Source organism: Chryseobacterium caseinilyticum (assembly GCF_014837145.1).
Lineage (GTDB): Bacteria > Bacteroidota > Bacteroidia > Flavobacteriales > Weeksellaceae > Chryseobacterium > Chryseobacterium caseinilyticum.
In genome coordinates, this window is record NZ_JACYFS010000003.1 from 464,031 (window position 1) to 485,743 (window position 21,713).

The 21,713-nt window shown below is 35.5% G+C and carries 20 protein-coding genes; 10 read left to right on the forward strand and 10 right to left on the reverse strand.

Features of this window, described 5'->3' with window-relative positions:
* Window positions 1–160: 160 nt before the first annotated feature.
* Together IC610_RS12840 and IC610_RS12845 are read right to left on the reverse strand one after the other, a co-directional pair.
* Window positions 161–661, reverse strand: a complete 501-nt coding sequence (locus tag IC610_RS12840; protein ID WP_191737217.1) for a hypothetical protein — start codon at window positions 659–661, stop codon at window positions 161–163.
* A gap of 82 nt (window positions 662–743) precedes the next feature.
* On the reverse strand, window positions 744–1,877 hold the full coding sequence (locus IC610_RS12845) for a serine hydrolase domain-containing protein (protein ID WP_191737218.1): 1,134 nt from the start codon (window positions 1,875–1,877) through the stop codon (window positions 744–746).
* A gap of 98 nt (window positions 1,878–1,975) precedes the next feature.
* Between IC610_RS12845 and IC610_RS12850 the strand changes: the two genes are divergently transcribed.
* Window positions 1,976–3,259 carry a M48 family metallopeptidase gene (locus IC610_RS12850; protein WP_228462924.1) on the forward strand — a complete coding sequence of 428 codons (1,284 nt, stop codon included), beginning with the start codon at window positions 1,976–1,978 and terminating at the stop codon, window positions 3,257–3,259.
* A 55-nt stretch (window positions 3,260–3,314) separates the two neighbouring features.
* Here IC610_RS12850 and IC610_RS12855 read toward each other — a convergent pair whose 3' ends face one another.
* The 3 genes from IC610_RS12855 to IC610_RS12865 form a co-directional block, all read right to left on the reverse strand.
* Window positions 3,315–4,838: a hypothetical protein gene (locus tag IC610_RS12855; protein WP_191737220.1), complete on the reverse strand. Its 1,524-nt coding sequence runs from the start codon at window positions 4,836–4,838 to the stop codon at window positions 3,315–3,317.
* A gap of 474 nt (window positions 4,839–5,312) precedes the next feature.
* Window positions 5,313–6,854, reverse strand: a complete 1,542-nt coding sequence (locus IC610_RS12860) for a glycine--tRNA ligase (RefSeq protein ID WP_191737221.1) — start codon at window positions 6,852–6,854, stop codon at window positions 5,313–5,315.
* 395 nt (window positions 6,855–7,249) lie between these two features.
* Window positions 7,250–7,774, reverse strand: a complete 525-nt coding sequence (locus IC610_RS12865) for a hypothetical protein (RefSeq protein ID WP_191737222.1) — start codon at window positions 7,772–7,774, stop codon at window positions 7,250–7,252.
* Between the two features lie 293 nt (window positions 7,775–8,067).
* On the opposite strand from IC610_RS12865, the gene IC610_RS12870 reads away from it, so the two are divergent.
* The 3 genes from IC610_RS12870 to IC610_RS12880 all read left to right on the forward strand — a co-directional run bounded on the left by IC610_RS12870 (window position 8,068) and on the right by IC610_RS12880 (window position 10,365).
* Window positions 8,068–8,262 (forward strand): DUF4177 domain-containing protein, encoded by a 195-nt coding sequence (locus IC610_RS12870; RefSeq protein ID WP_191737223.1) that lies wholly within the window; start codon window positions 8,068–8,070, stop codon window positions 8,260–8,262.
* 26 nt (window positions 8,263–8,288) lie between these two features.
* Window positions 8,289–8,984 (forward strand): pseudouridine synthase, encoded by a 696-nt coding sequence (locus IC610_RS12875; RefSeq protein WP_191737224.1) that lies wholly within the window; start codon window positions 8,289–8,291, stop codon window positions 8,982–8,984.
* Window positions 8,985–9,327: 343 nt separating this feature from the next.
* Entirely contained in the window at window positions 9,328–10,365 is a 1,038-nt protein-coding gene (locus IC610_RS12880; protein ID WP_191737225.1) for a quinone-dependent dihydroorotate dehydrogenase, read from the forward strand.
* A 130-nt stretch (window positions 10,366–10,495) separates the two neighbouring features.
* On the opposite strand, the gene IC610_RS12885 is transcribed toward IC610_RS12880, so the two are convergent.
* Window positions 10,496–11,740 carry a DUF445 domain-containing protein gene (locus tag IC610_RS12885; RefSeq protein WP_191737226.1) on the reverse strand — a complete coding sequence of 415 codons (1,245 nt, stop codon included), beginning with the start codon at window positions 11,738–11,740 and terminating at the stop codon, window positions 10,496–10,498.
* A gap of 303 nt (window positions 11,741–12,043) precedes the next feature.
* Between IC610_RS12885 and msrB the strand changes: the two genes are divergently transcribed.
* Window positions 12,044–12,493, forward strand: coding sequence for a peptide-methionine (R)-S-oxide reductase MsrB (msrB, locus tag IC610_RS12890; RefSeq protein WP_191737227.1), 450 nt, complete (start codon window positions 12,044–12,046; stop codon window positions 12,491–12,493).
* Window positions 12,494–12,611: 118 nt separating this feature from the next.
* Window positions 12,612–13,370: a murein L,D-transpeptidase catalytic domain family protein gene (locus IC610_RS12895; protein ID WP_056082509.1), complete on the forward strand. Its 759-nt coding sequence runs from the start codon at window positions 12,612–12,614 to the stop codon at window positions 13,368–13,370.
* Window positions 13,371–13,494: 124 nt separating this feature from the next.
* Here the strand turns inward: IC610_RS12895 and IC610_RS12900 are convergent, their stop codons facing one another.
* Both IC610_RS12900 and rho read right to left on the reverse strand, forming a co-directional pair.
* Window positions 13,495–14,091, reverse strand: a complete 597-nt coding sequence (locus IC610_RS12900) for a superoxide dismutase (protein WP_194698922.1) — start codon at window positions 14,089–14,091, stop codon at window positions 13,495–13,497.
* A 164-nt stretch (window positions 14,092–14,255) separates the two neighbouring features.
* Complete coding sequence (gene rho, locus IC610_RS12905) at window positions 14,256–16,091, reverse strand: transcription termination factor Rho (RefSeq protein ID WP_191737228.1); 1,836 nt, start codon at window positions 16,089–16,091, stop codon at window positions 14,256–14,258.
* 144 nt (window positions 16,092–16,235) lie between these two features.
* Here rho and IC610_RS12910 point away from each other — a divergent pair, with 144 nt between their 5' ends.
* From IC610_RS12910 to IC610_RS12925, 4 genes are all read left to right on the forward strand, one after another.
* On the forward strand, window positions 16,236–16,625 hold the full coding sequence (locus tag IC610_RS12910; RefSeq protein WP_191737229.1) for a DUF4293 family protein: 390 nt from the start codon (window positions 16,236–16,238) through the stop codon (window positions 16,623–16,625).
* Window positions 16,626–16,772: 147 nt separating this feature from the next.
* A complete protein-coding gene (locus IC610_RS12915; protein ID WP_191737230.1) occupies window positions 16,773–17,696 on the forward strand; it encodes a M28 family metallopeptidase in 924 nt (307 codons plus the stop codon).
* 51 nt (window positions 17,697–17,747) lie between these two features.
* Window positions 17,748–19,577, forward strand: a complete 1,830-nt coding sequence (locus tag IC610_RS12920) for an ABC transporter ATP-binding protein (RefSeq protein WP_191737231.1) — start codon at window positions 17,748–17,750, stop codon at window positions 19,575–19,577.
* A 128-nt stretch (window positions 19,578–19,705) separates the two neighbouring features.
* The gene (locus IC610_RS12925; protein ID WP_191737232.1) at window positions 19,706–20,053 is read left to right on the forward strand and encodes a DUF1801 domain-containing protein; all 348 of its coding nucleotides are present in this window, start codon (window positions 19,706–19,708) and stop codon (window positions 20,051–20,053) included.
* 103 nt (window positions 20,054–20,156) lie between these two features.
* Here the strand turns inward: IC610_RS12925 and IC610_RS12930 are convergent, their stop codons facing one another.
* The gene (locus IC610_RS12930) at window positions 20,157–20,609 is read right to left on the reverse strand and encodes a hypothetical protein (RefSeq protein ID WP_191737233.1); all 453 of its coding nucleotides are present in this window, start codon (window positions 20,607–20,609) and stop codon (window positions 20,157–20,159) included.
* A gap of 159 nt (window positions 20,610–20,768) precedes the next feature.
* Window positions 20,769–21,329 (reverse strand): hypothetical protein, encoded by a 561-nt coding sequence (locus tag IC610_RS12935; RefSeq protein ID WP_191737234.1) that lies wholly within the window; start codon window positions 21,327–21,329, stop codon window positions 20,769–20,771.
* Window positions 21,330–21,713 lie beyond the last annotated feature (384 nt).

Consider the following 21,713-nt stretch of genomic DNA (forward strand, 5'->3'; position numbering starts at 1 on the left):
TAAATATTTAGATGCTTCCTTAATCTTAACGTTCTGACGTCTGCCAACGTCGCGGAGTTTGGAATAGATTTTTTTCTGTTAAAGATAAAATTCTTGCGAAACGTGAACGCGAATTTCCGTAAAATTCGCGATCGCCAAACAGCTGTTACATGAGGTAGCATTATTCTAATTTCCAATTTTCCAACACCAAAGTAACAATCGAATGTGGCCACATTTCGAAGTTTTCCAAATTCGGCATAATGGGAATTATTGATGTTGATTTCCATTTCTGGCTAATTGGCGTAAACATTAATGCTTCATATATAAGTTTTTTTGAGAAAGGATTTTTGACGTTTAAATCAGTGCGAATTTCTTTTCTATTTTCAGAGTTCTGACTAAAATCAATAATAATAGTTTTTTCAGGATTGATATTTTTCTCAACGACTTTCATTTTGCTTATCGAATCACCTTGAATCTCACATTCTACAAAAATCTTTTCACCGCAATATATCTGAAGAATTTTTTCTTTTACGAAATATGGGCTTTCTGGAATATCTGCAGCATATTGTTGAGTTTCATTAGCTGCTATTTCCAATTTATATGAATTTCTCTTTGGGGTATCATTCTGTGAATATAAAGACAGACTAAATATCGAAAATACAATGATAATGAATGTTTTCATGTTTTTATATGGTTTTGAAGCTATGTCACATAGCTATTTAATAATAATCTTCATGGGGTCAAAATATTTTAAAGCTTAGCCTTTAAACAAAATGCTTCACAGTTTCATTAACTAAAAACCTCACCTGATCCGGCCTTCCTCTGTCTGTTTTAGGCAAATTATTATAGCTTCCGGTTCTTACAATCACCATATTATGTTCAGGAATCATAATGATGTATTGCCCTTGAAGTCCGAGAAAATAATAATGTTTAATCGGGTTGTCATTATTGATCCAGAATCCCATTCCGTAAATTTCACTGGATTTTTTGGTCGGATTTTTCATTTCATTGATAAATTCAGGATTGAGTAGTTGTTGCCCATCAAATTCCCCATCATTCAAGAATAACTGTCCAAGCTTGGCAAAATCTCTGGAAGTCGCATGAATACAGCAATACGTTTTTTCCATACCGCTTTGATCAGTGCTCCAGATGGCATTCTGTTCCATTCCCAGTGGAATCCAGAATTTTTCAGATAAATAACTTGAAAGCGTTTGTCCAATAGCTTTTTTTACTGCAAATCCTAAAAGTTGCGTCGAACCGCTTTGGTACTCAAATCTCTCACCGGATTTTTCTTTAAATTTTCTTTTAAACGTAGCATCAATAAGGCTTTTTCCATAATAAGCCTTGGCATTGGGACGGAAAGGATTTTTATAATCTTCATCCCAGTCTAAACCGGATTCCATTTGAGCCAGATTTTTTAAAGTTAAATTTTCGGCTGAAGTTTTGGTTTTAAATTCATCAAAATAATCTGAAAATTTACCGTTGATGTTTTTTATTTTTCCTTCTTCCAGAGCTTTACCCAAAAGCATCACCGTAACAGCTTTTGCCATTGAAAAAGAATTGGTCAGAGAAATTTTGTTATAGCCTTTCCAATATTGTTCGTGCACCAGTTTTCCATCTTTAATTACTAAAAATGAGGCAGTGTTGCCAATATTTAAATCATCAACTATATTTTTCGGTAAATCAGTTTTGTTGTAATTGTCAGCCTTCACCCAAGGTTTAGGAGATTTAGTTTCAATAACATTTTTGCTGAAGAATTTACCATCGTCAATGTGCGCGCTGGATTTTCCTTTAAAATAAGTTTTGGAAATTCCGTTGATGAGGTAGCCGTAATCTAAAATGTAAACAACTGCCGCCATCAGGATGAGAAATACAATGAAATAAATGAAAATTACCATAAAAAATGTTCCAGAAACAAATTTAAACTAATTTTAAAATATTGACTGAAAATGATTTATTTTTGTGAATATGTGATGATTTTATGATTAAAAAATTGATGTTCCTCCTGTCTGTTTTTTACGTTGTAACGTGTTTCGGACAGACCTATAAAGCAATCGACACTGCAGATTATCTTCAGCGAAAAGAATTTCTGAAAATATTTTCTTTAAATAATGAAAGTCTTATTAAGAAAAGCAAAGCCGATTATCCCGGAAAAAAAGGCAGCGAGCTGGCGAAAGTCTATAAAAATTTTGAGAAAGATTTTACTCAAAAAGTAAAAGATAAAAATTTTGTTTTCAATTCTGTTTTTGATGAAAAAGTAAAAAGTCTCATTAACGGTTTAAGGAAAAACAACAGTCAGATTCCACAGGATCTTAAAATTCTGATTGCGAGAGACAATACTCCGAATGCCTACTGTTTTGCAGACGGCACTTTTGTAATCAACATGGGGCTTTTCAACTGGCTGAATAACGACGACCAGGTGGCAGCAGTGATTGCACATGAGTTGGGACACAAAATTTCAGATCACAGCTTGAAGGATTTTATCAGTTTAATTGACCATAATCAAACCGACAGGCTGCTGGTTCAGAATATCAAATATGATAAAGATAACAGCAACAAACGGGCTTTCGACATCTTGAAAAACAGAATCTATAAAAATGGAATTGAAAACCGGAAGCAGGAAATGCAGGCAGATTCTCTTGGATATGCTATTTTTAAAAAGAGTAGTTTCAGACCGGCAGAATTTGTTAATACGTTAAAGAGACTGGAGGATTTTGATACGATTTCGCCGCGAACGCTAAAGCTGGACACTTACAAGAAATATTTCAGTCTGCCCAATCAGGAATTTAAAGAAAAATGGCTTAAAAAGGAAGATTTTTCACTGTATAATTACAACCATTACAAAGAAAAACTCAATAAAGATTCTGTGCGCTCTCATCCTGAAATTTCATTGCGGGTTGATAACCTGAGAAAGATTTTTCCTGAACTGAAAACAGAGGAGAAAGATGGGAAGGCATCAGATTCTTTTGCTGCACTCGAAAAAATCGCCAGAATGGAAACATTGCCTAATTTTTATAATTCTGAAGATTACGGCGTCGGCATTTATACAAGTTTACAGTATCTGCAGGACGGCGAAGAAGAAAAGTATTACAGAAGCTGGCTCGGGAAATGTTTTTCTAAAATTTACGAAGCTAGAAAAAATTACAATTTAAACCGTTATTTAGACAGAGTAGACCCAAAAAATCAAAGTGAGAGCTATCAGCAGTTTTTGAATTTTATGTGGAATCTGAGTCTGGATGAAATAAAAAATATTGCGGATTTTTATAAAAAAGAATCCTGAAACTTTATTAAACCTTCAAGGTTTTTAAAACCTTGAAGGTTTGTATTTTTACTATTTAATAATTCAATCTTTCCAGCCGCACTTTATTGTATTTATCCTTTTCGTTATATTCACGAAGCAAAATAAAGCCTTCTTTTGCCACAAACGGCGTTACCACAAAATTATCTTTCTCAGAAATAGGAATCACCTCCTGCTTGAAACTTCCTCCGATCAGTGTATTGATAAAGAGTTGCCAGTTTTTTTCTTTGGTTTCCTTATTTTTCTGAAAATCTCTGTAAAAGAATACAACATCATTTCCATCATTCAGATATTGCGAAAAAAGATAGTCATTGTCATACAATGATTTTTCTTTGCTGAAAACTTTTACCCCTTTTATCTTAAAATTTTTGTCTGTAAAAAGATAAACCAAATCTGTGGTCTTACCAACGCCCAGATTAAAATCAATCTTGTATTTTTCTAAGAGAATCCCCATACTGCCGTCTTTCAGAAAAAATACGTCGCGGGGCTGAAGATGATAGCCTTTTTCTACATAACCAAACTCATCAATTTTCGGAAGAAATGCAGCCATATCTGTATAATAGATCATTCTTTTGGTGTCTACCTCAAATGTTTTTTTATCTACAATCATTCTGGCAAAGCCGGTTCCCATTTTGTTCTCAAAATTTCTTCCTATCACAACTATTTTATCATCAAAAGTTTTATCGTTATCTAAATTTCTTGTGGTGGAAGATAACGAAGTAATGTTTTCTAAAGTATCATCAGAAAGACCTGTAACAGGTTTTGAGGCAACTTCGTTTCCTGTTTTGATATCTAATACCAGCAGACTGAAAGTTTTTTTATCCTGAATTTTCTTTTCAGCAAGAAAGTAAATATGCTGATCATCCTTATCCAGAAGCCTCAGCCTTTCATTATTTTTTTTGTCACCGCTTGTATTATATTTATACCTCCAGATTTCTTTTTTATTCTCATCAAATTTAATGAGTGCATTGTCAGTCGTGTACTTGCCAAAATCTTTAAGTTCAATCGCGATAAAACCACCTTCTTTAATTTCTACCACAGTAGATTCGTAGTTGTAACCCTTCTCTTTCTTCTCTTCTCTGTTTTCTTTTCGGGCTTCCTTCCAGTTTTTTGGCTGGTCGATTTCTTTGAAGGCACCACTCTCATAATTATAATAGGTTTTTCTCTGAATGGTGTTGGAACCGAGATCAATTTCCATAGACCGTGGAGTAAAAATCTCACTCATTTTTATTTTGGTATAGTCCAAAGAATTGGGGCGGAGGATAACTTTTTTTCTAAAATCGATATATCCGGAATATCCGCCTGCAGTGATGTCGCCTTCAAATTCTTTATTGGCAATAGGATTTAGATTTTTATCTAAAATTACGTATTCGAATTTTTTTGTCCTGTCACCAGATTTACCGTAAGAATATAAAGAAACATATCCGTAGAGATTATCATCGACGTCAAACAGGGCGTTCATCCCTAAATAGTCGCCCGATGCCAAAGATGCCAAATCCTGAGTCTGGGAATAGCACAGGGCATTTGCCAATCCGAAAAAGTATAGAAAGATTTTCTTCATATTTAAAATTTGAAATCCAAAAGTAGTGAATTCAAGGATATTTCAAACAGGTCGATGAAAATATTTTTATGTTAAATTATTGTTGATTAATTTTCAGTAATATGACACATAAGTCGCGATAGATTTAATTTAAATTAAGAGCTTTTTTATTTTTTTTTCAAATAGATAACTATGGTTCAAAAACTCTTCGACGGGCTGACACCGTTAAATTGAGCGGTTAGTATTAGATTTGTCAGTCTGAGCCTGTCGAAGACTCAATTAATCAAACCATTTAAAATCAGTATAATCAAACTATTTTAATAATCTTAAAGAGGCTCTAAAAATATTTTAGACCATATCAGGAGAAAATCAAAGATTTTCGAAATCTAATGTGTTCTTTTCATCTGTAGAAAGTTAAAAAATACTTCGTTACTTATGTGTAAAAATTTTATTGTAACTCCAACAAAAAAGCCCTGATTTCTCAAGGCTTTCAATTTATATTTTAGAAAGTAAATTTCTGAAATTCGTTTTCTCATCAATAATTCTTCTCAGTTCAGAAACCGGAACTCTTTCCTGCTGCATCGTGTCTCTGTCTCTGATCGTCACCGTGTGATCGGTTAACGAATCGTGATCAATCGTGATACAGTAAGGCGTTCCAATAGCATCCTGTCTTCTATAACGTTTTCCAATCGCATCTTTTTCTTCGTAGAATAAATTGAAATCATATTTCAAATCATTGAAGATATTTTCTGCGTATTCTGCCAAACCGTCTTTTTTCATCAAAGGAAGAATCGCTGCTTTTACCGGAGCCAATGCTGGCGGAAGCGATAAAACTGTCCTTTCCGAACCGTCTTCCAAAACTTCGTCTTTCAGACAGTGAGAGAAAATAGAAAGGAATAATCGGTCTAAACCAACTGAGGTTTCCACCACATACGGAACGTAGTTTTCATTTCTTTCAGGATCAAAAAACTGTAATTTTCTTCCTGAATGCTTCTCATGCGCCTTCAAATCGAAATCAGTTCTCGAGTGAATACCCTCAAGTTCCTTAAATCCAAACGGGAAATTAAATTCAATATCCGCCGCAGCATTCGCATAATGTGCCAGTTTCTCATGATCATGGAATCTGTAATTGTCATTTCCTAAACCAAGTGCCAGGTGCCAGTTCAGACGTTTTTGCTTCCACTGTTCGTAGAATTCAAGTTCAGTTCCCGGAGCAACGAAAAACTGCATTTCCATCTGTTCAAATTCACGCATTCTGAAGATAAACTGTCTCGCAACAATCTCATTTCTAAATGCTTTACCAATCTGAGCGATACCAAAAGGAAGTCTGTGACGCGAAGTTTTCTGTACATTTAAGAAATTAACGAAAATTCCCTGTGCCGTTTCAGGTCTTAAATATAGATCCATAGCAGAATCTGCAGACGCACCCAGTTTGGTTCCGAACATTAAGTTGAATTGTCTTACTTCTGTCCAGTTTTTTGAACCAGTATCAGGATCAGCAATTTCCAGTTCTTCAATCAAAGCTTTTACATCAGCCAAATCTTCATTTTCTAAAGATTTTGCCAATCGGGATAAAATTTGTTCTCTTTTTGCTCTGTAATCTAAAATTTTGGGATTCGTCGCAACAAACTGAGCTTTATCGAAAGACTCACCAAATCTTTTGGCAGCTTTTTCAATTTCTTTATTTTCTTTATCCTCGATTTTAGCGCAGTAATCTTCCACCAAAACATCCGCTCTGAAACGTTTTTTAGAATCTTTATTGTCAATCAGAGGATCATTAAAAGCATCAACGTGGCCCGAAGCTTTCCAGGTAGTCGGGTGCATTAAGATCGCTGAATCAATACCCACAATATTCTCGTTCAGCTGTACCATCGCTTTCCACCAGTATTGTTTGATATTATTTTTCAGTTCTGCACCATTCTGTCCATAGTCATAAACAGCTGATAAACCATCGTAGATCTCACTGGAAGGGAAAATAAACCCATATTCTTTAGCGTGAGAAATCACTTTCTTGAAAACATCGTCTTGCTTTGCCATAAATTTTTCGTCTTACCTGCAAAAATAGTGAAAATGTAGGAAGTTAAAAGCGGGATGACAGAAGTTTTTAATCCTGAAATTATTAGGAGCCAGGAACCTGCTGTCCACTATATCTTTTTTGTGGCGGTCTCCACTCCGTTGCGTCCGCCACAAAAAAGGATGCCGTTTCCATCAGGGCTATGGACAAAATTACGTTCAAACAACTGAAATTATTAGGAAAAACCTCATAGGTTTCTAAAACCTATGAGGTTTAGCGACAGCTCAAAAATTAAAATCCCAATTTTACAACAGCATACTTCCAAACCTAACGGGTTTCGAAAACCCGTTAGGTTTAGACCATGAAATGTTTAATCAGAAATAAAAAAAGCAGTTAAAAAAAACCGCTTGATATTATTTTAGAAATTATAGCTGAGTCCAACTCCGTTTCCGCCAATCTCGAGTTTGTAAAAACGGCTTGCGTGAGTATTTTCAGCTTCTGTGCTATTTCTGTCTGCGTTATTCTGAGTTTTAACCGCATTTTTCAGATTTTTGGATGATCCGATGGCAAAAGGAATGGCGATACCAATTAATCCTACACCGGCACCAACTAGACCCCAGCCGCCTTTTGCCTGCTCTTTAATAACCATACCATTTTGCACTGTTTTTTTTCCGCTAATTGCAGTAGCCAGTCCCCATCCGACCAATCCGCCACCCATTACTCCAAAGACTTGAGAAACCGCATTGTTGGTACGTGATTTTTTCATGTAAGCCAACGCTTCCTGATTGGTAAAAACGCTTTTGTACTCAGAAGCCTTATATTTTTGGTTTCCCTTAATAAAAAATTCTCTGCCGGTTTTGCCTAAGCTCAAAGTGTCGGTAGTTTGGGAAAAAAGATTTGATGACAACAGTAATGCGAATAATATTAAACTGAAGTTTTTCATGATTTTTATTTTTTTTACAATGATAATTAAATTAATCAATTATCAGTAAAGATAAAATGTTAATTTTTTTCATCTGGTGGAGATTTGTAAGTGTGCTGCTTTATCAAAATAAAAAAAAGAATTACTATAGAATCTAAAGACATATTTACAAAACAATAATATTAAATAAATGAGTTGGAGCACTCAGGCTATAGCCGTAAAAATACAGACCTGACGGGTTTTAAAAACACATTAGATTTAAGTCTAAACTTCAAAAAAATATTTTTAAATTTAGATTAAAATAGAAATGTATTATGAAAAAAAAATTCGAGTATAAAACCGTTATTATTGAACCAACAGGATTTTGGGGAACTAAATATGATCCTGCTGAAATTGATAAAATTTTAAATCAGCACGGAAGTGAAGGCTTGGAATTGGTGGTCGCAGAAAGCAGGGATTACGGAGGAACTTTTTACGGTGTTATTTATACTTTCAAAAGAGAGTTGTAGAACTAATTTATTCTTAGTTTTGCGACATGTTAGAAATTCTGTATCGCGACGAACATCTTATTGCCATCAATAAACCCAGCGGACTGTTGGTTCACAAATCTTTCTATTCCGGAGAGGCAGACACGTATGCGATTCAGGAGCTGAGAAAACAGATTGGGCAAAAGGTCTATCCTGTTCACCGTTTAGACAGAAAAACTTCAGGCGTTTTGCTGTTTACTTTAGATAAAGAAACGTTGAGAACCATGAGCGAACAGTTTGCATCACGGGAAGTTGAAAAGAAATACATTGCCATTCTCCGCGGCTGGGCGAAGGAAGAAGAGACAATCGATTACGACTTAGTCAATGAAAATGAAGTAAAACAAAATGCTGTCACATATTATAAACGTTTACAGACATCTGAAATAGATCTGCCATTTTTAAAACATCAGACTTCGAGATATTGTCTGGTGGAAGCAATTCCTGAAACGGGTAGATTCCATCAGTTAAGAAAACATTTTAAACATATTCTGCATCCTATTTTAGGCTGTAGAAAACATGGCTGCAACAAGCAGAACAAATTATGGCTTCAGGCATTTGAAATCAATAAAATGACACTTCATGCCCATCAGTTAATCTTTAATCATCCTGTTTCTAATGAAAAAATTACGGTCAATGCGACTATAGATGATGAGTTTAAAAGGGTAGGAGATATTTTGAATTTTGATTTGAGTATTTATCATTGATAATTTAATGGAAATTATTTAAACGCAAAGATTTATTTTCAATATTGCAAGACTTAAGAAAGCAAAGAAGAATCAACGGGTTGATTTTTGAAGCTAACGTTCACGCTTCACGCAGCAAATTTATTTGCCTTTGCCCTCTAAAAAATAACAAGCCTATTTAATAAACCTTTGCGTTAAAAATATCTCGCAGATTTTGAAAATTAAGCAGATTCTAAATGTTATTTAGTGAAAAACATTTGTGTAATTGGTATTTAAAACAACAAATAATCTCCATTTAAATAAATTATCACATATCAAGAATTCATTAATTTGAAAATGAGTATTTTTGTAAAACTTTTTTTCAATGTACAAATCGCTTATCCGCCCCATCCTTTTCAAATTTGATCCTGAAGAAGTTCATCACTTTACTTTTTCGATGCTCAAAAATTTCGGATTTTTAACCAAATTATTTCTTCCAAAACCTATCGTAGACAAACGTCTTGAAAGAGAGGTTTTCGGACTGAAATTTAAAAATCCCGTAGGATTGGCGGCAGGTTTTGATAAAAATGCGGTTTTATTCAACGAATTAGGCGACTTAGGATTCGGATTTGTAGAAATCGGGACGGTAACTCCCAAAGCGCAGGCTGGAAATCCAAAAAAAAGACTCTTCCGTTTAATCGAAGATGGTGGAATCATCAACAGAATGGGTTTTAACAACGATGGTCTGGAAGCAGCCATTGAAAAACTGAAAGGCAACAAAGGAAAAATCATTATCGGCGGAAACATCGGAAAAAATACCAACACAACCCCTGAAAATTACACTCAGGATTATCTCGACTGTTTCGAAGGTCTTCATCCTTATGTGGATTATTTTGTTTTAAATGTAAGCTGTCCAAACGTCGGAAGCCACGCCAAACTGGAAGATGTGGAATATCTGAGAGAGCTGATTACTGCCGTAAAAGAAATTAATCAAACTAAACCGACCCAAAAACCAATTCTTTTAAAAATTGCTCCGGATTTAAACAACCAGCAATTGGACGAAATTATCGAACTGATTGCAGATACAAAAATTGACGGAATTGTGGTTTCAAATACATCAGTAAACAGAGAAGGTCTGAAAACTTCACCTGAAGTTTTAGCAGAAATCGGAAATGGTGGTTTGAGCGGAAAACCGATTCGTGAACGAAGTACTAAAATGATTAAATATCTTTCAGAAAAAAGCAACCGTGCATTCCCAATTATCGGCGTTGGCGGAATTCATTCTGCAAAAGATGCGATTGAAAAGTTGAATGCGGGTGCAAGTTTGGTTCAGTTATACACTGGATTTATTTATGAAGGAACGCAGTTGATCAATGATATTAATAAGGAAATTCTGACAAGAGCGGGTAGAATTTCGAGGTAACTTGAAAATTTTTATAGAAAATATTGAAAAGCAAAATTGATGAGGTTTTGCTTTTTTATCTTAACATTATGTAATTTATCGATTTAACAGAATGTAAATTCAAGTGATTTGCTGTCTCTGCATAAGATATTTAAAGAAAAAAATGCGAGATCGTATAAATAATCAAACCCACCAATCCACCAACTAAGGTTCCGTTCACACGAATGAATTGTAAGTCTTTACCAACTTCTAATTCAAGTTTTTCGCTCAGTTCTTTTCCCTGCCAGTTTCCAACAGTGGAGCTGATGAGGTTTCCTGCCTGGTGTGTGTTTTTCAGAATGTATTTGTAGGCCGTTACTCGAACCCAATTATCAATTTTATTCTGAAGTTTTTCGTCGGTTTTTAAGTTTTCAGAAAACTCGTTGAGGTTTTTTGTGATGTATTTTTTTAATGAAGATTCTTCTTCCTGAAGTTCTATAGTCAATGTTTTTTTAATGGAAACCCAGATATCATTCGAGTATTCATCCAGCTTTTGATTGTTTAAAAAATCGTTTTTCATGCTTTTAAACTCATCAATCCATTTCGGGTCTTCTTTTAAATCATTTGAAAAATCATATATTTTTTCTGTAATTAAAGTTCTGATTTCGTGGTTGGTATCTTCTTCTATTTCACGGAAGAAATCAGAAAGTCCGCCCGCAATTTTCTCGGCTATCTTTTTGTCTACAAACGACGGGATAAAAGAGTAACTTCCTTTTTTCACCCTATCCTTAATCATTTCATCATTTTCGATGAGATATTCTTTGATTTGTTTTGAAAGATTGGTTACGATTTTCTGATGATCATTTTTATCGAGAAGATAAATAATTCCGTTGCCTAAAATTTTGTTTAACTGAATATCATCCGTCATCTCGCTCACTTTTTTGCTGATAAAACGGCTTACTTCAGAATCATCGAGTTTATTCAGAATATCCAAAATGATATCCGAAAGATTTTTAATTAAAGCTTCCTGATTCCTCTCTTTCGTAAGCCATTCTCCAACAAAATTCGAAATCTTAATTTTTTGAATGTATGGACGGATCGTCTGAGGCGACAGGAAATTTGATACAACAAAACTTCCAAGATTATCACCCAGCTTCTCCTTGCTGTTTTCAATCAAATTCGTGTGCGGAATCGGAAGTCCGAGTGGATGACGGAAAAGTGCAGTAACGGCAAACCAATCTGCCAAAGCACCGACCATTGCCGCCTCAGAAAAAGCACGGACGTAGCCAATCCAATGTGATTCGTGAGTTTTCTGCAGGATCGTTGTAATTACAAAAATCACAGCCATTAGAACAAAAAGTCCTGTGGCAAAAGCCTTGTATTTATTGAGTTGTTTTCGTTTCAGTTCATCATTCATAGTCTCAAATTTAGTAAATTTGGTATTGTATTTTACCACAAAAGTTATAAAAGGTTTTTTGAATTTTAAAGTTAAAATGCTGATGCTGAAAAGAGCGGACAATTCATTTGTATTTTAAGTGTATGAAATTTTTTGATATTCCGTTCTTAGCCTTTATATTAAAAGTTGGTCAGAATCAGACTGTTTTAAATTTTTTTGTTTTGTGAACTTTAAATTAGGTCATCACTACTTTTACAGAAAAACTTTTGTGCCTATTGTGGTTAAATATTTGCTTTACCAAAATCAATTTTTAAAATAAATCTTATGCAAGACCAAGCAAAAAACAATCCATATTATTCAAGAACAGAAACTGCAAAACTGAATGTTTCTAATGACGAATGGAAAAAAATTCTCGCACCGGATCTCTACGCCATTTCACGTGAAGCCGCAACAGAAAGACCTTTTACAGGGAAATATAATGAGTTTGATGAGCTCGGAGAATATTACTGTGCTGTTTGTGGAAATCATCTTTTCCGCTCAAACCAGAAATTTATGAGCAGCTGTGGCTGGCCAAGTTTTTTTGAAGCCGATAAAAACGGAGTCGCTTATCATCGCGATTCGTCTCACGGTATGGAAAGAATAGAAGTTGTTTGCAAACGTTGTGATTCTCATTTGGGTCATGTTTTCAATGACGGACCGGCTCCTACCGGCACGCGATACTGCATGAATTCGGTAAGTCTGGAGTTTGTAGGCGATTCGGAATCAGGAAAATAACTCACTTTTTCCGGTTGTTAATGTTTCTTAAATTGAGTTAAACTATTCCAATGTTAAGTGTTTGATAATTATGTTTTTATAAATTTGTCTCCGCAATTTTAATTTAACATAATATTGAATGAAGTTATTGTATAGTGTATTAAGTGTAGTGTATGTAGTGACGACCTCGTTTTATCTTTCTCCAGCAGATAAAAAAGAAAATTTTAAAATGAGTGAAGAAAAAAAGTCTGAAAAGATTATTAATTTAAAATCAACAGAAAAATCTGAAACTTCAACTTCCGAAGAACTTTACAAATCTATTGCTTTCGCGCCAGAACATGAATTGAATTTTGAAGTGTTCTCTAAAGCGCTGACCGGTTTTGAAAATATGAAAAAAGCGGGTCTGCTTGATGAAAATTCACATTTACTTACTGTTTGCGATTTTTCTATGTCATCCAATACCAAAAGACTTTGGGTGATCGATCTGAACGATAAGAAAGTGCTGTTTAATTCTCTTGTAGCACACGGTAAAAACACAGGCGAGGAATTTGCCACGAATTTTTCAAACACCGACAGTTCTTTACAAAGCAGCATGGGATTTTTTATCACGGATGCCACCTATAATGGCGGAAACGGATATTCTCTGAAACTTTTAGGAATGGATAAAGGGTTTAATGATGCAGCGTATAGAAGAGCCATCGTGATGCACGGAGCAGATTATGTAAGTGAATCATTTGCGGCTGCTCACAAAAGAATTGGAAGAAGCTGGGGTTGCCCTGCAGTACCGAGAGATCTTACGCAACCGATCATCAATACCATTAAAGGCAGAAATGTTCTTTTTATTTATTATCCGGATCAGAATTATCTTTCAAAGTCAGAGTGGCTGAATAAGGCTTAAGGCTTTTAGCTTAAAACAAAATCTTATTTAATTGTTGAACTTCGTTTAGTGATTAAATGAAAATTCTAAAATAAAAAAGGTTCAGAAAATTAATTCTGAACCTTTTTTTATGAGTTGTTGAAAATTATCTGTTGAATAATTCTTCTACTTTATCCCAGTTTACAACAGAGAAAAACGCTGCAACGTAATCAGGTCTTCTGTTCTGGTAGTTTAAGTAATATGCGTGCTCCCAAACATCCAATCCTAAAACCGGAGTTCCTTTGATATCTGCAACAGGCATCAATGGGTTGTCCTGGTTAGGAGTTGAAGTTACAGAAACAGAACCGTCTTCATTTTTTACCAGCCAAGCCCATCCTGATCCGAATCTTGTTTTGGCAGCCTCAGAAAAGTCAGTTTTGAATTTTTCTAATCCACCATAGTTTTCGATGGCGTTTCTAACCAATCCTACAGGCTCATTGCTTCCGCCAGGTGTAAGGATTTCCCAGAATAACGAGTGGTTGAAATGTCCACCACCATTATTTCTTACTGCCGGTTTGTCAGTTCCTGTTTTGCAGATTTCCTCGATTGATTTGTCGGATAATTCAGTTCCTTCAATTGCTTTATTTAAATTGTCGATATACGCCTGATGGTGCTTAGAGTGGTGAATCTCCATTGTTTTTGCATCAATAGTTGGCTCTAAAGCATCGTAAGCATAACCTAATTGTGGTAATTCAAATGACATAATTATATTTTTTAATGTTATTACCCAAATTTAGCCAATATTTAAGCCATTATCAAAAATTACGGATTATTTTAATAAATCTTTAACATTGATGATCTGAGTTGATTCAATAAAAAAGCACAAACCTTTTGAGTCTGTGCTTTAAATATTTTTTAAACTGAAATTTATCTGTTCATCGACATCAAAAATTCTTCATTGCTGATCGTTCCTTTGATGTTTTTATTCACAAATTCCATTGCTTCCACAGGGTTCATCTCAGAAAGATATTTTCTGAAAATCCACATTCTCTGCGATGTGTTTTCATCTAAAAGAAGGTCGTCACGACGTGTGCTTGATGCAACCAAATCGATTGCCGGATAAATTCTTCTGTTGGCAATTTTTCTGTCAAGCTGAAGTTCCATGTTTCCGGTACCTTTAAATTCTTCAAAGATTACTTCATCCATTTTAGAACCAGTGTCAATCAAAGCTGTAGCGATGATGGTTAACGATCCGCCGCCTTCAATTTTCCTTGCTGCTCCGAAGAATCTTTTCGGTTTATGAAGTGCGTTTGCATCCACACCACCTGAAAGTACTTTTCCTGATGCCGGAGTTACTGTATTGTAAGCTCTTGCAAGTCTTGTGATAGAATCCAATAGAATCACAACATCATGACCGCATTCTACCATTCTTTGGGCTTTGGCTAAAACCAAATTGGCCACTTTTACGTGTTTGTCTGCAGCTTCATCAAATGTAGAAGCAATTACTTCTGCATTAACACTTCTTTCCATATCGGTAACTTCCTCCGGACGTTCGTCAATTAAAAGAACCATCATGTATACTTCAGGGTGATTGCTTGCGATAGAGTTTGCGATATCTTTCAGAAGCATTGTTTTACCCGTTTTTGGCTGCGCAACGATCATAGCTCTCTGGCCTTTCCCGATTGGAGCAAAAAGATCAACAATTCTCGTGGAAATGGTTGCTCCTTTTCCGGCAAGATTAAATTTTTCTTCAGGGAAAAGCGGAGTAAGGTATTCAAAAGCAACACGGTCTTTGATGAATGCCAAATCACGTCCGTTAACTTCTGTAGGTTTTAATAAAGAGAAATATTTTTCACCTTCTTTAGGCAGTCTCACGATACCTTTCACATTATCACCGGTTTTAAGACCGAAATTTCTGATCTGTGCCGTCGAAACATACACGTCATCAGGTGAAGAAATATAAGAGAAATCTGCTGAACGCAGGAATCCGTAATTATCCGGTAGAATTTCAAGAACACCTTCGATGCTCACTAATCCGTCAAAACTAAACTCTTTTTTCTGCTCCACTTCCTCAGGTCTGTCCTGATTTCTGTTGTGTTGCTGATTCGGATTTTGATTTTGCTGTTGATTCTGATTCGGATTTTGGTTCCGCTGCTGGTTTTGCCCTTTGGTATGCTGAGGATGAACAGGTTTTCTCGGTCTTTCCTCCTGAGAAGTATTTTGTTGAGGGGCGTTATGTTGAGAAGTGTTTTGCTGAGGAGCTTTTGTTTCAGAAGTTTCTGTAGGTTGTTCTGTCGTTTTCTCTTCGTTTTGAGGTTGAGAATCTGATTCCTGAGGTGTTACTCTTCTTCTTTTTTTCTTAGACTGAGTGTTGTTGTTGCTTTCAGAAGTATTTTCACTTTCTGAAACTACTTCAGTCTCGGCCTTCGAAGCAGGCTCAGCGGCAGGTTCTTCCTGTTTTACTTCCTGATCTTCGGTTGTCTGTGTGGGAGCAGCTTTAGGTTTTGCAGGTGCTTTCCTTGGTGCTGCTTTTTTTACAGGAGTTTTTGCAGGTTGTTCTGCGGTTGGTTCTTCTGTATTGGTGGGGGTTTCTGTGGTGTTGAAATAATCTTTAGCCACTTTAGGATTAGAAGCCTGAAAGTCAAGTACTGCAAAGATTTTATCATTATCAGTGCTGTTTCTTGCAACTTTAACGCCCAAATCCTTTAAGATTTTAGTCAACTCCGTTACGGATTTTGACCTTAACGTTTCTATGTTAAACATATTTAATGTAAAAAATGTAATTTATTGTAAGTAAGAAAAGTAAGTCCGGTGACTTTTGTTTTCAAGGGTAAATGTATATGCAAATCTACACTTATTTTTGAATTGTGCAAAATTTATGCTATTTTTGTCCTGATTTTAAAGTTTATGCTACAGAGAATACAGACCATCTGGATATTGCTTGCTACTTTAGCACCTGTTTTCTTATTTATCACAGGTCAGGATGTAGAAGTTTTTGGAACATTTCCATTGATAAAAATTGTATCTGCAATTTTGGTAATTGTAGGTGCTTTGAGTATTTTCAGCTTTAAAAACAGAAAAAGACAAATCATGCTGAACAACATCAGCATCATTATAAACGCTTTGTTGATTGGCGTTTTGCTGTACTGGCTGCTAAAATTATCCGGAGGAATCGATTTTCCTGAGAAGGGTATTGAGCCGATTTTCCCGTTGCTTGCTGTAATCTGTCTGGCCATCGCCACCATTTACATCAAAAAAGACGAGAGGCTCGTGAAATCTGTAGACAGACTGCGATAACCAGACAATGATTTTTTGAGTGAGAACAGCTTTCCTTTTTGGAAGGCTGTTTTTTTTATGCTAAAATTTTGGTTAAAATGTAGAAAGATTATTAATATTGAAACAAAACATTTTATCTTGCGTCTAATATTCCAATAAAACAGTATTATGAAAAAGTTATCAGTTTTAGCATTATCGCTATTTTCATTTTTCAGCCTTGCACAGGAAGTTACTCAGGAAACTGTGAAAAAGGTCATTTCAACACTTGCTTCAGATGAGATGAAAGGCCGTCTCATCGGTACTCCGGAGAATGAGCAGGCAGCCCATTATATCTCAAAATTATTTAAAGAAAATAAACTTGATTACTGTGTAGGTGATTCTTACCTCGTTCCATTTCAGTACAAAGGAAAAACGGTTTATAATGTTTGTGGCATAAAAAAAGGTTCATCCGAAAAAATGCTTGGCTTCTCTGGTCACTTTGATCACATGGGAACCAGCACTGATAAAGGCGATAATATCTATAACGGAGCAGATGACGACGCCAGCGGAATTACAGCTTTAGTCGGTATTTCTGATTATTTTAAGAATAAAAAACCAGAATTCTCTATGGTTTTTATGGCTTTCAACGGTGAAGAGGCGGGGCTTATAGGTTCGAAGGCGCTTTCGGAAGATAAAGGCATGGAAAAAATCAACAAAAATCTTGCAGCTCTTTTCAATTTTGAAATGATAGCCACGGGATCTGAATTTGGTAAAAACGCAATGTTTATGACGGGAGATGATTTTTCAGACCTTGACGATTTGTTTAATCAACACGCTGACGGAATGATTAAAATCTATCCAGATCCGTACGCAAAGCAGCAACTCTTTTACAGAAGTGATAATGTAAGTTACGCTAAAAAGAAAATTGTTGCCCACTCATTTTCCACCGCAGATATGTCTAAAATAAAACATTATCACCAGGTGAATGATGATTTTTCCATCGTTGATGTAGAAAATATGACGCAAATGATTAACAATTTTGCCAAAACTGTAGAAAAACTCAGTCCGAAAAATTTTGCTCCGAAGTATAACGATAAGGTAAAACTGAACTAAGAAACGTCTTTCTTTTAAATTCCCTATTTTTGTGGATTAATTTAATATTTAATGAATTATTATAAACGGGCAATTGAAAATATACTTCCGTATAAAAAAACAATTGCAGCAGGTATTTTTTTTAATATTCTATACGCTCTTTTCAACATTGCCGCTATGCTGTTTTTTATGCCGGTACTGAATATTCTTTTTGATAAAAAGGCAGAAAAGATAAAGGCGCAGCCGGTTTACGAAGGAATAGAATCTGCAGGATCTTATCTTAAAGACAGTTTTAATTTTTATATTCAGCAGCTTGAGATGGAGAAAGGTCCGGAGTATATTCTTCTGATTACCTGTATTATGTTTATTTCCATGTTTTTTCTGAGAAATATCTTCAGTTATTTTTCTGAATTTTATCTTACATTTTCCAGAACGGGTGTTTCAAGAGACTTCAGAATTCAGTTGCATGATAAGATTTTAGATCTTCCTGTTTCATTTTTTACCAACTCCAGAAAAGGGGATGTTTTTGCAAGAATTACCTCAGATGTCGGGGAAGTAGAATCTAATATTCTGAACAGTTTAATAGATTTGATCCGTTCGCCTATCGTGATTATCATTACGATGGGGTATTTGCTTTATTCTAATTTTCAGCTCACGATTTTTACTTTAATTGTTTTCCCAATCATGGGAACATTAATCTCTATCATTGGTAAAAGCCTAAAAAAGGATACCGGAGAAGCTCAGAATGAATTGGGTAAAATGTATTCTTTTGTAGATGAAACTTTGGTAGGTTTAAAAATTATCAAAATTTTTGATGCATCGCCGCAAATCAAAAAAAGATTTGATGATGTTTTAAACAAAATACGTTTCCTGTCATTAAGATTATTTAAAAAGAAAGCGTTGGCATCGCCTGTAAGTGAGCTTTTGGGAGCCATTACTATCGGGATGATTGTTTATTTTGGTGGCCGTCTGGCTATAAAAGGAGAAGGGCTTTCCGGAAGTGAATTTATTACCTATATCGCTTTGTTTTATACCATTTTGCAACCTTTGAAGTCACTTTCTTCTGCTATTTCAAATATGCAGAAAGGGGAAGTTTCTGCCAAAAGAATTTATGACATTCTGGATGCTGATTATCATATTAAAGAAATGCCGGATGCTAAAGAAATTAAAGGTTTTGAAGGCAATGTAGAATTTAAAAACATCACTTTCGGCTATGAAGACAGAGAGGTTCTTAAGAATTTCTCACTATCTATTCCGAAAGGTAAAACTGTTGCTTTGGTAGGGCAGAGTGGTAGCGGAAAAAGTACGCTTGCCAACTTGATTACAAGATTTTACGATGTCGATAATGGCGAAGTTCTTCTGGACGGCGAAAATATTAAGAACATTAAACTTTCCAATTACAGAAAGCTTTTCGGATTGGTTACACAGGATAATATTCTGTTTAACGACTCCATCAGAAACAATATTTCTTTAGGAAAACCAAACGCAAGTCTTGAAGAAATTCAGGAGGCTGCAAAAATTGCCAATGCCCATGATTTTATCATGGATCTTCCAAAACAGTACGACACAAGTATTGGAGAAGCGGGAGGCAAGCTTTCGGGCGGACAGAAACAAAGAATTTCCATAGCGAGAGCTGTTCTTAAAAATCCACCGATTATGATTTTGGATGAAGCAACTTCAGCTTTAGATACAGAATCTGAAAGATTTGTACAGATTGCCCTCGAAAACATGATGCAGAACCGAACTTCACTGGTAATTGCCCACCGTCTTTCAACCATCCAGAAAGCCGACTGGATCGTAGTTATGGAGAAAGGAAAGATCGTAGAACAGGGAACGCATCACGAGCTTATTGCCAAAAAAGGAATGTACAACAAGCTTGTTGAACTGCAGAATTTCGAGTAAATAATTGAACCATTAAGATTTATGAAGTTTAATGAAGAAAAATATCTGAAGATATTATTCAGTAAATTTTTCGTTCTAAAAATAGAAGTAAAAAGCCAATAGCTAACAGCCAAATGCCAACAGCGGTTATGAATCCATTAGAAGATTACTATTTCAGAATTAACGAGCCTGAAAGAAGTGCTCTTCTTTTTTTGCGTCAGAAAATTATCGCCTCTGATACAGAAAACATCACCGAAACCCTCAGCTTCGGTCTGCCTTTCTTTAAGTTTAAAAAGAAAATGCTCTGCTATTTCTATTTCAGCAAAAAGCATCGGCAACATTACATAAGCTTCTACCACGGCGACCGCCTTGATCATCCTTTACTTTTGAGCGAGGGCAGAAAGAAGTTTAAAATTCTTTTGATTGATATGGAGGAAGATCTTCCTTTGGAACTGATTCTGGAGTTGATTGATGAGGTGAAGAGGTTTGTGAGGTGAGTTCTTCAAATATTTGCTGGGGCGAGCGTCACGCTCGTATCCATTGTTAACTCTTGGAGCGGACACAAGCGAGACGCTTGCGCCCGCGTTGTGTTTCCTGTTTTCATAGTTTCAGGTCGTAAATTTGGTCATTGTCAATACTGTATTTTACAGACCACCAACAGTCTTTTGTTTTGACGTTTGTGTATCCTATTTTCTTCCATTCATCTTGTCCACCACAACGCACAAAGACAAACTCAATTTTTATTGTTTTTTCTCCCTCACCATTTGTTTGTCCGAAGTAACGTCTTTTATAATATTTCAACTGATCTTGTAGAGGCACTTTTTTGTCAAGACTTGTTACAAAAATTGTTTGATTAGTCTTTGTTTTCGTCTCTAAATAATCAAGTAGCATTTGTTCTGCGTCGTCAATTTGAGATTTTTTTGGTCTAAATCCTATGTACTTGTCCTTAGTATCACTTTCAAAAATAACAAAGTTTTGAGCGTGCTTTCTTTCTGAGTTATTGCAACCCGTCAGAAATAATATTGTCAATATGTAGATTGTCTGTTTTAACATAACTGCTAATGGTTTTGGGTGATGCAATGGTGGAGCCATCGAAGCACAATCTTCAAATTTGCACAAAAGTTCAATCGAAGAACTGCCGTTGAACTTTGCAGTTTCGTCCCACTATTGCAAAATCCTTGTTACCAGCTGGGCTTTCTATCAGTTGTTCTTTCATCTTAGTTTTATTCCTTGTGTTTCAAGTTTGTCTGCTCCTGCTGAAACTCCAAAACTTCCTATTTTTCTTGTTGCAAGTTTGTTATGGATTTGATATTTTAATTTTCTTGAAGTTGCTTGAATTTCTGTCCAATCCCAAGAACTAACAAGACCATTTACATTATTAGCATCTTCCCATTTTAATGCCCCCTTTTCGGTAAAATGTCCGATATGAGAATGTTTTAGTTCGTTATTTTTCAGTCCTCCGAAATATAATTGTACAAGTCCCCAACCTTCTGTCGCATACCGAAACGTATGGCCATTGCAACGTTTGGGTTCAAGGTCAACTTTTCTGAAAATGGGTTTGCCTTTATGTCTTGGTGTCCAAAGTTGAAATGTCGTTCTGAAATCGTCATTATCAAGTTCAAACTTCAAGGATATTTCGTCAATTGTTTTGTATTGGAAAATCTCTTGTCCGTATGGTGAACCTAAGTCATAAATGTGCAAGTCTGTGTCCTTGAAAATGTAGTCAAGAATTTCCAATTTGTCTGCCTTGTCTGCGAAAAAGTCATAATTCATTGGTTAATGTTGTCTGTCGTTTAGCGTTGCTGCTATCGTTTCGCAGCTTGGCGATGGCTGGGCACCCGAAGCACAAATCTTCAATTTTGCACAAAGGTTGAACCGAAGAACTACCGTTGAACTTTGTAGTTTCGCCCCACTATTGCCAAACCCTTCCTATGTTTGCAATTCCTTAAATTTATTAAATATAAAACTATAAAAAAGAAAGAACCAATGAGCAGAATAAGATAGGCAAACCCTTTAAGCATTTAAGCTTCACTGACATGATTATCCCTGCTCATTTTCTTGCTCGAAACCGTACAGTTTATTTGAACATAAAGTTCGTGTTAGGATCGTTGGTTGTAATGCAGGAAATGTTCTCTCAATAAAAAAATAAAAGTATAA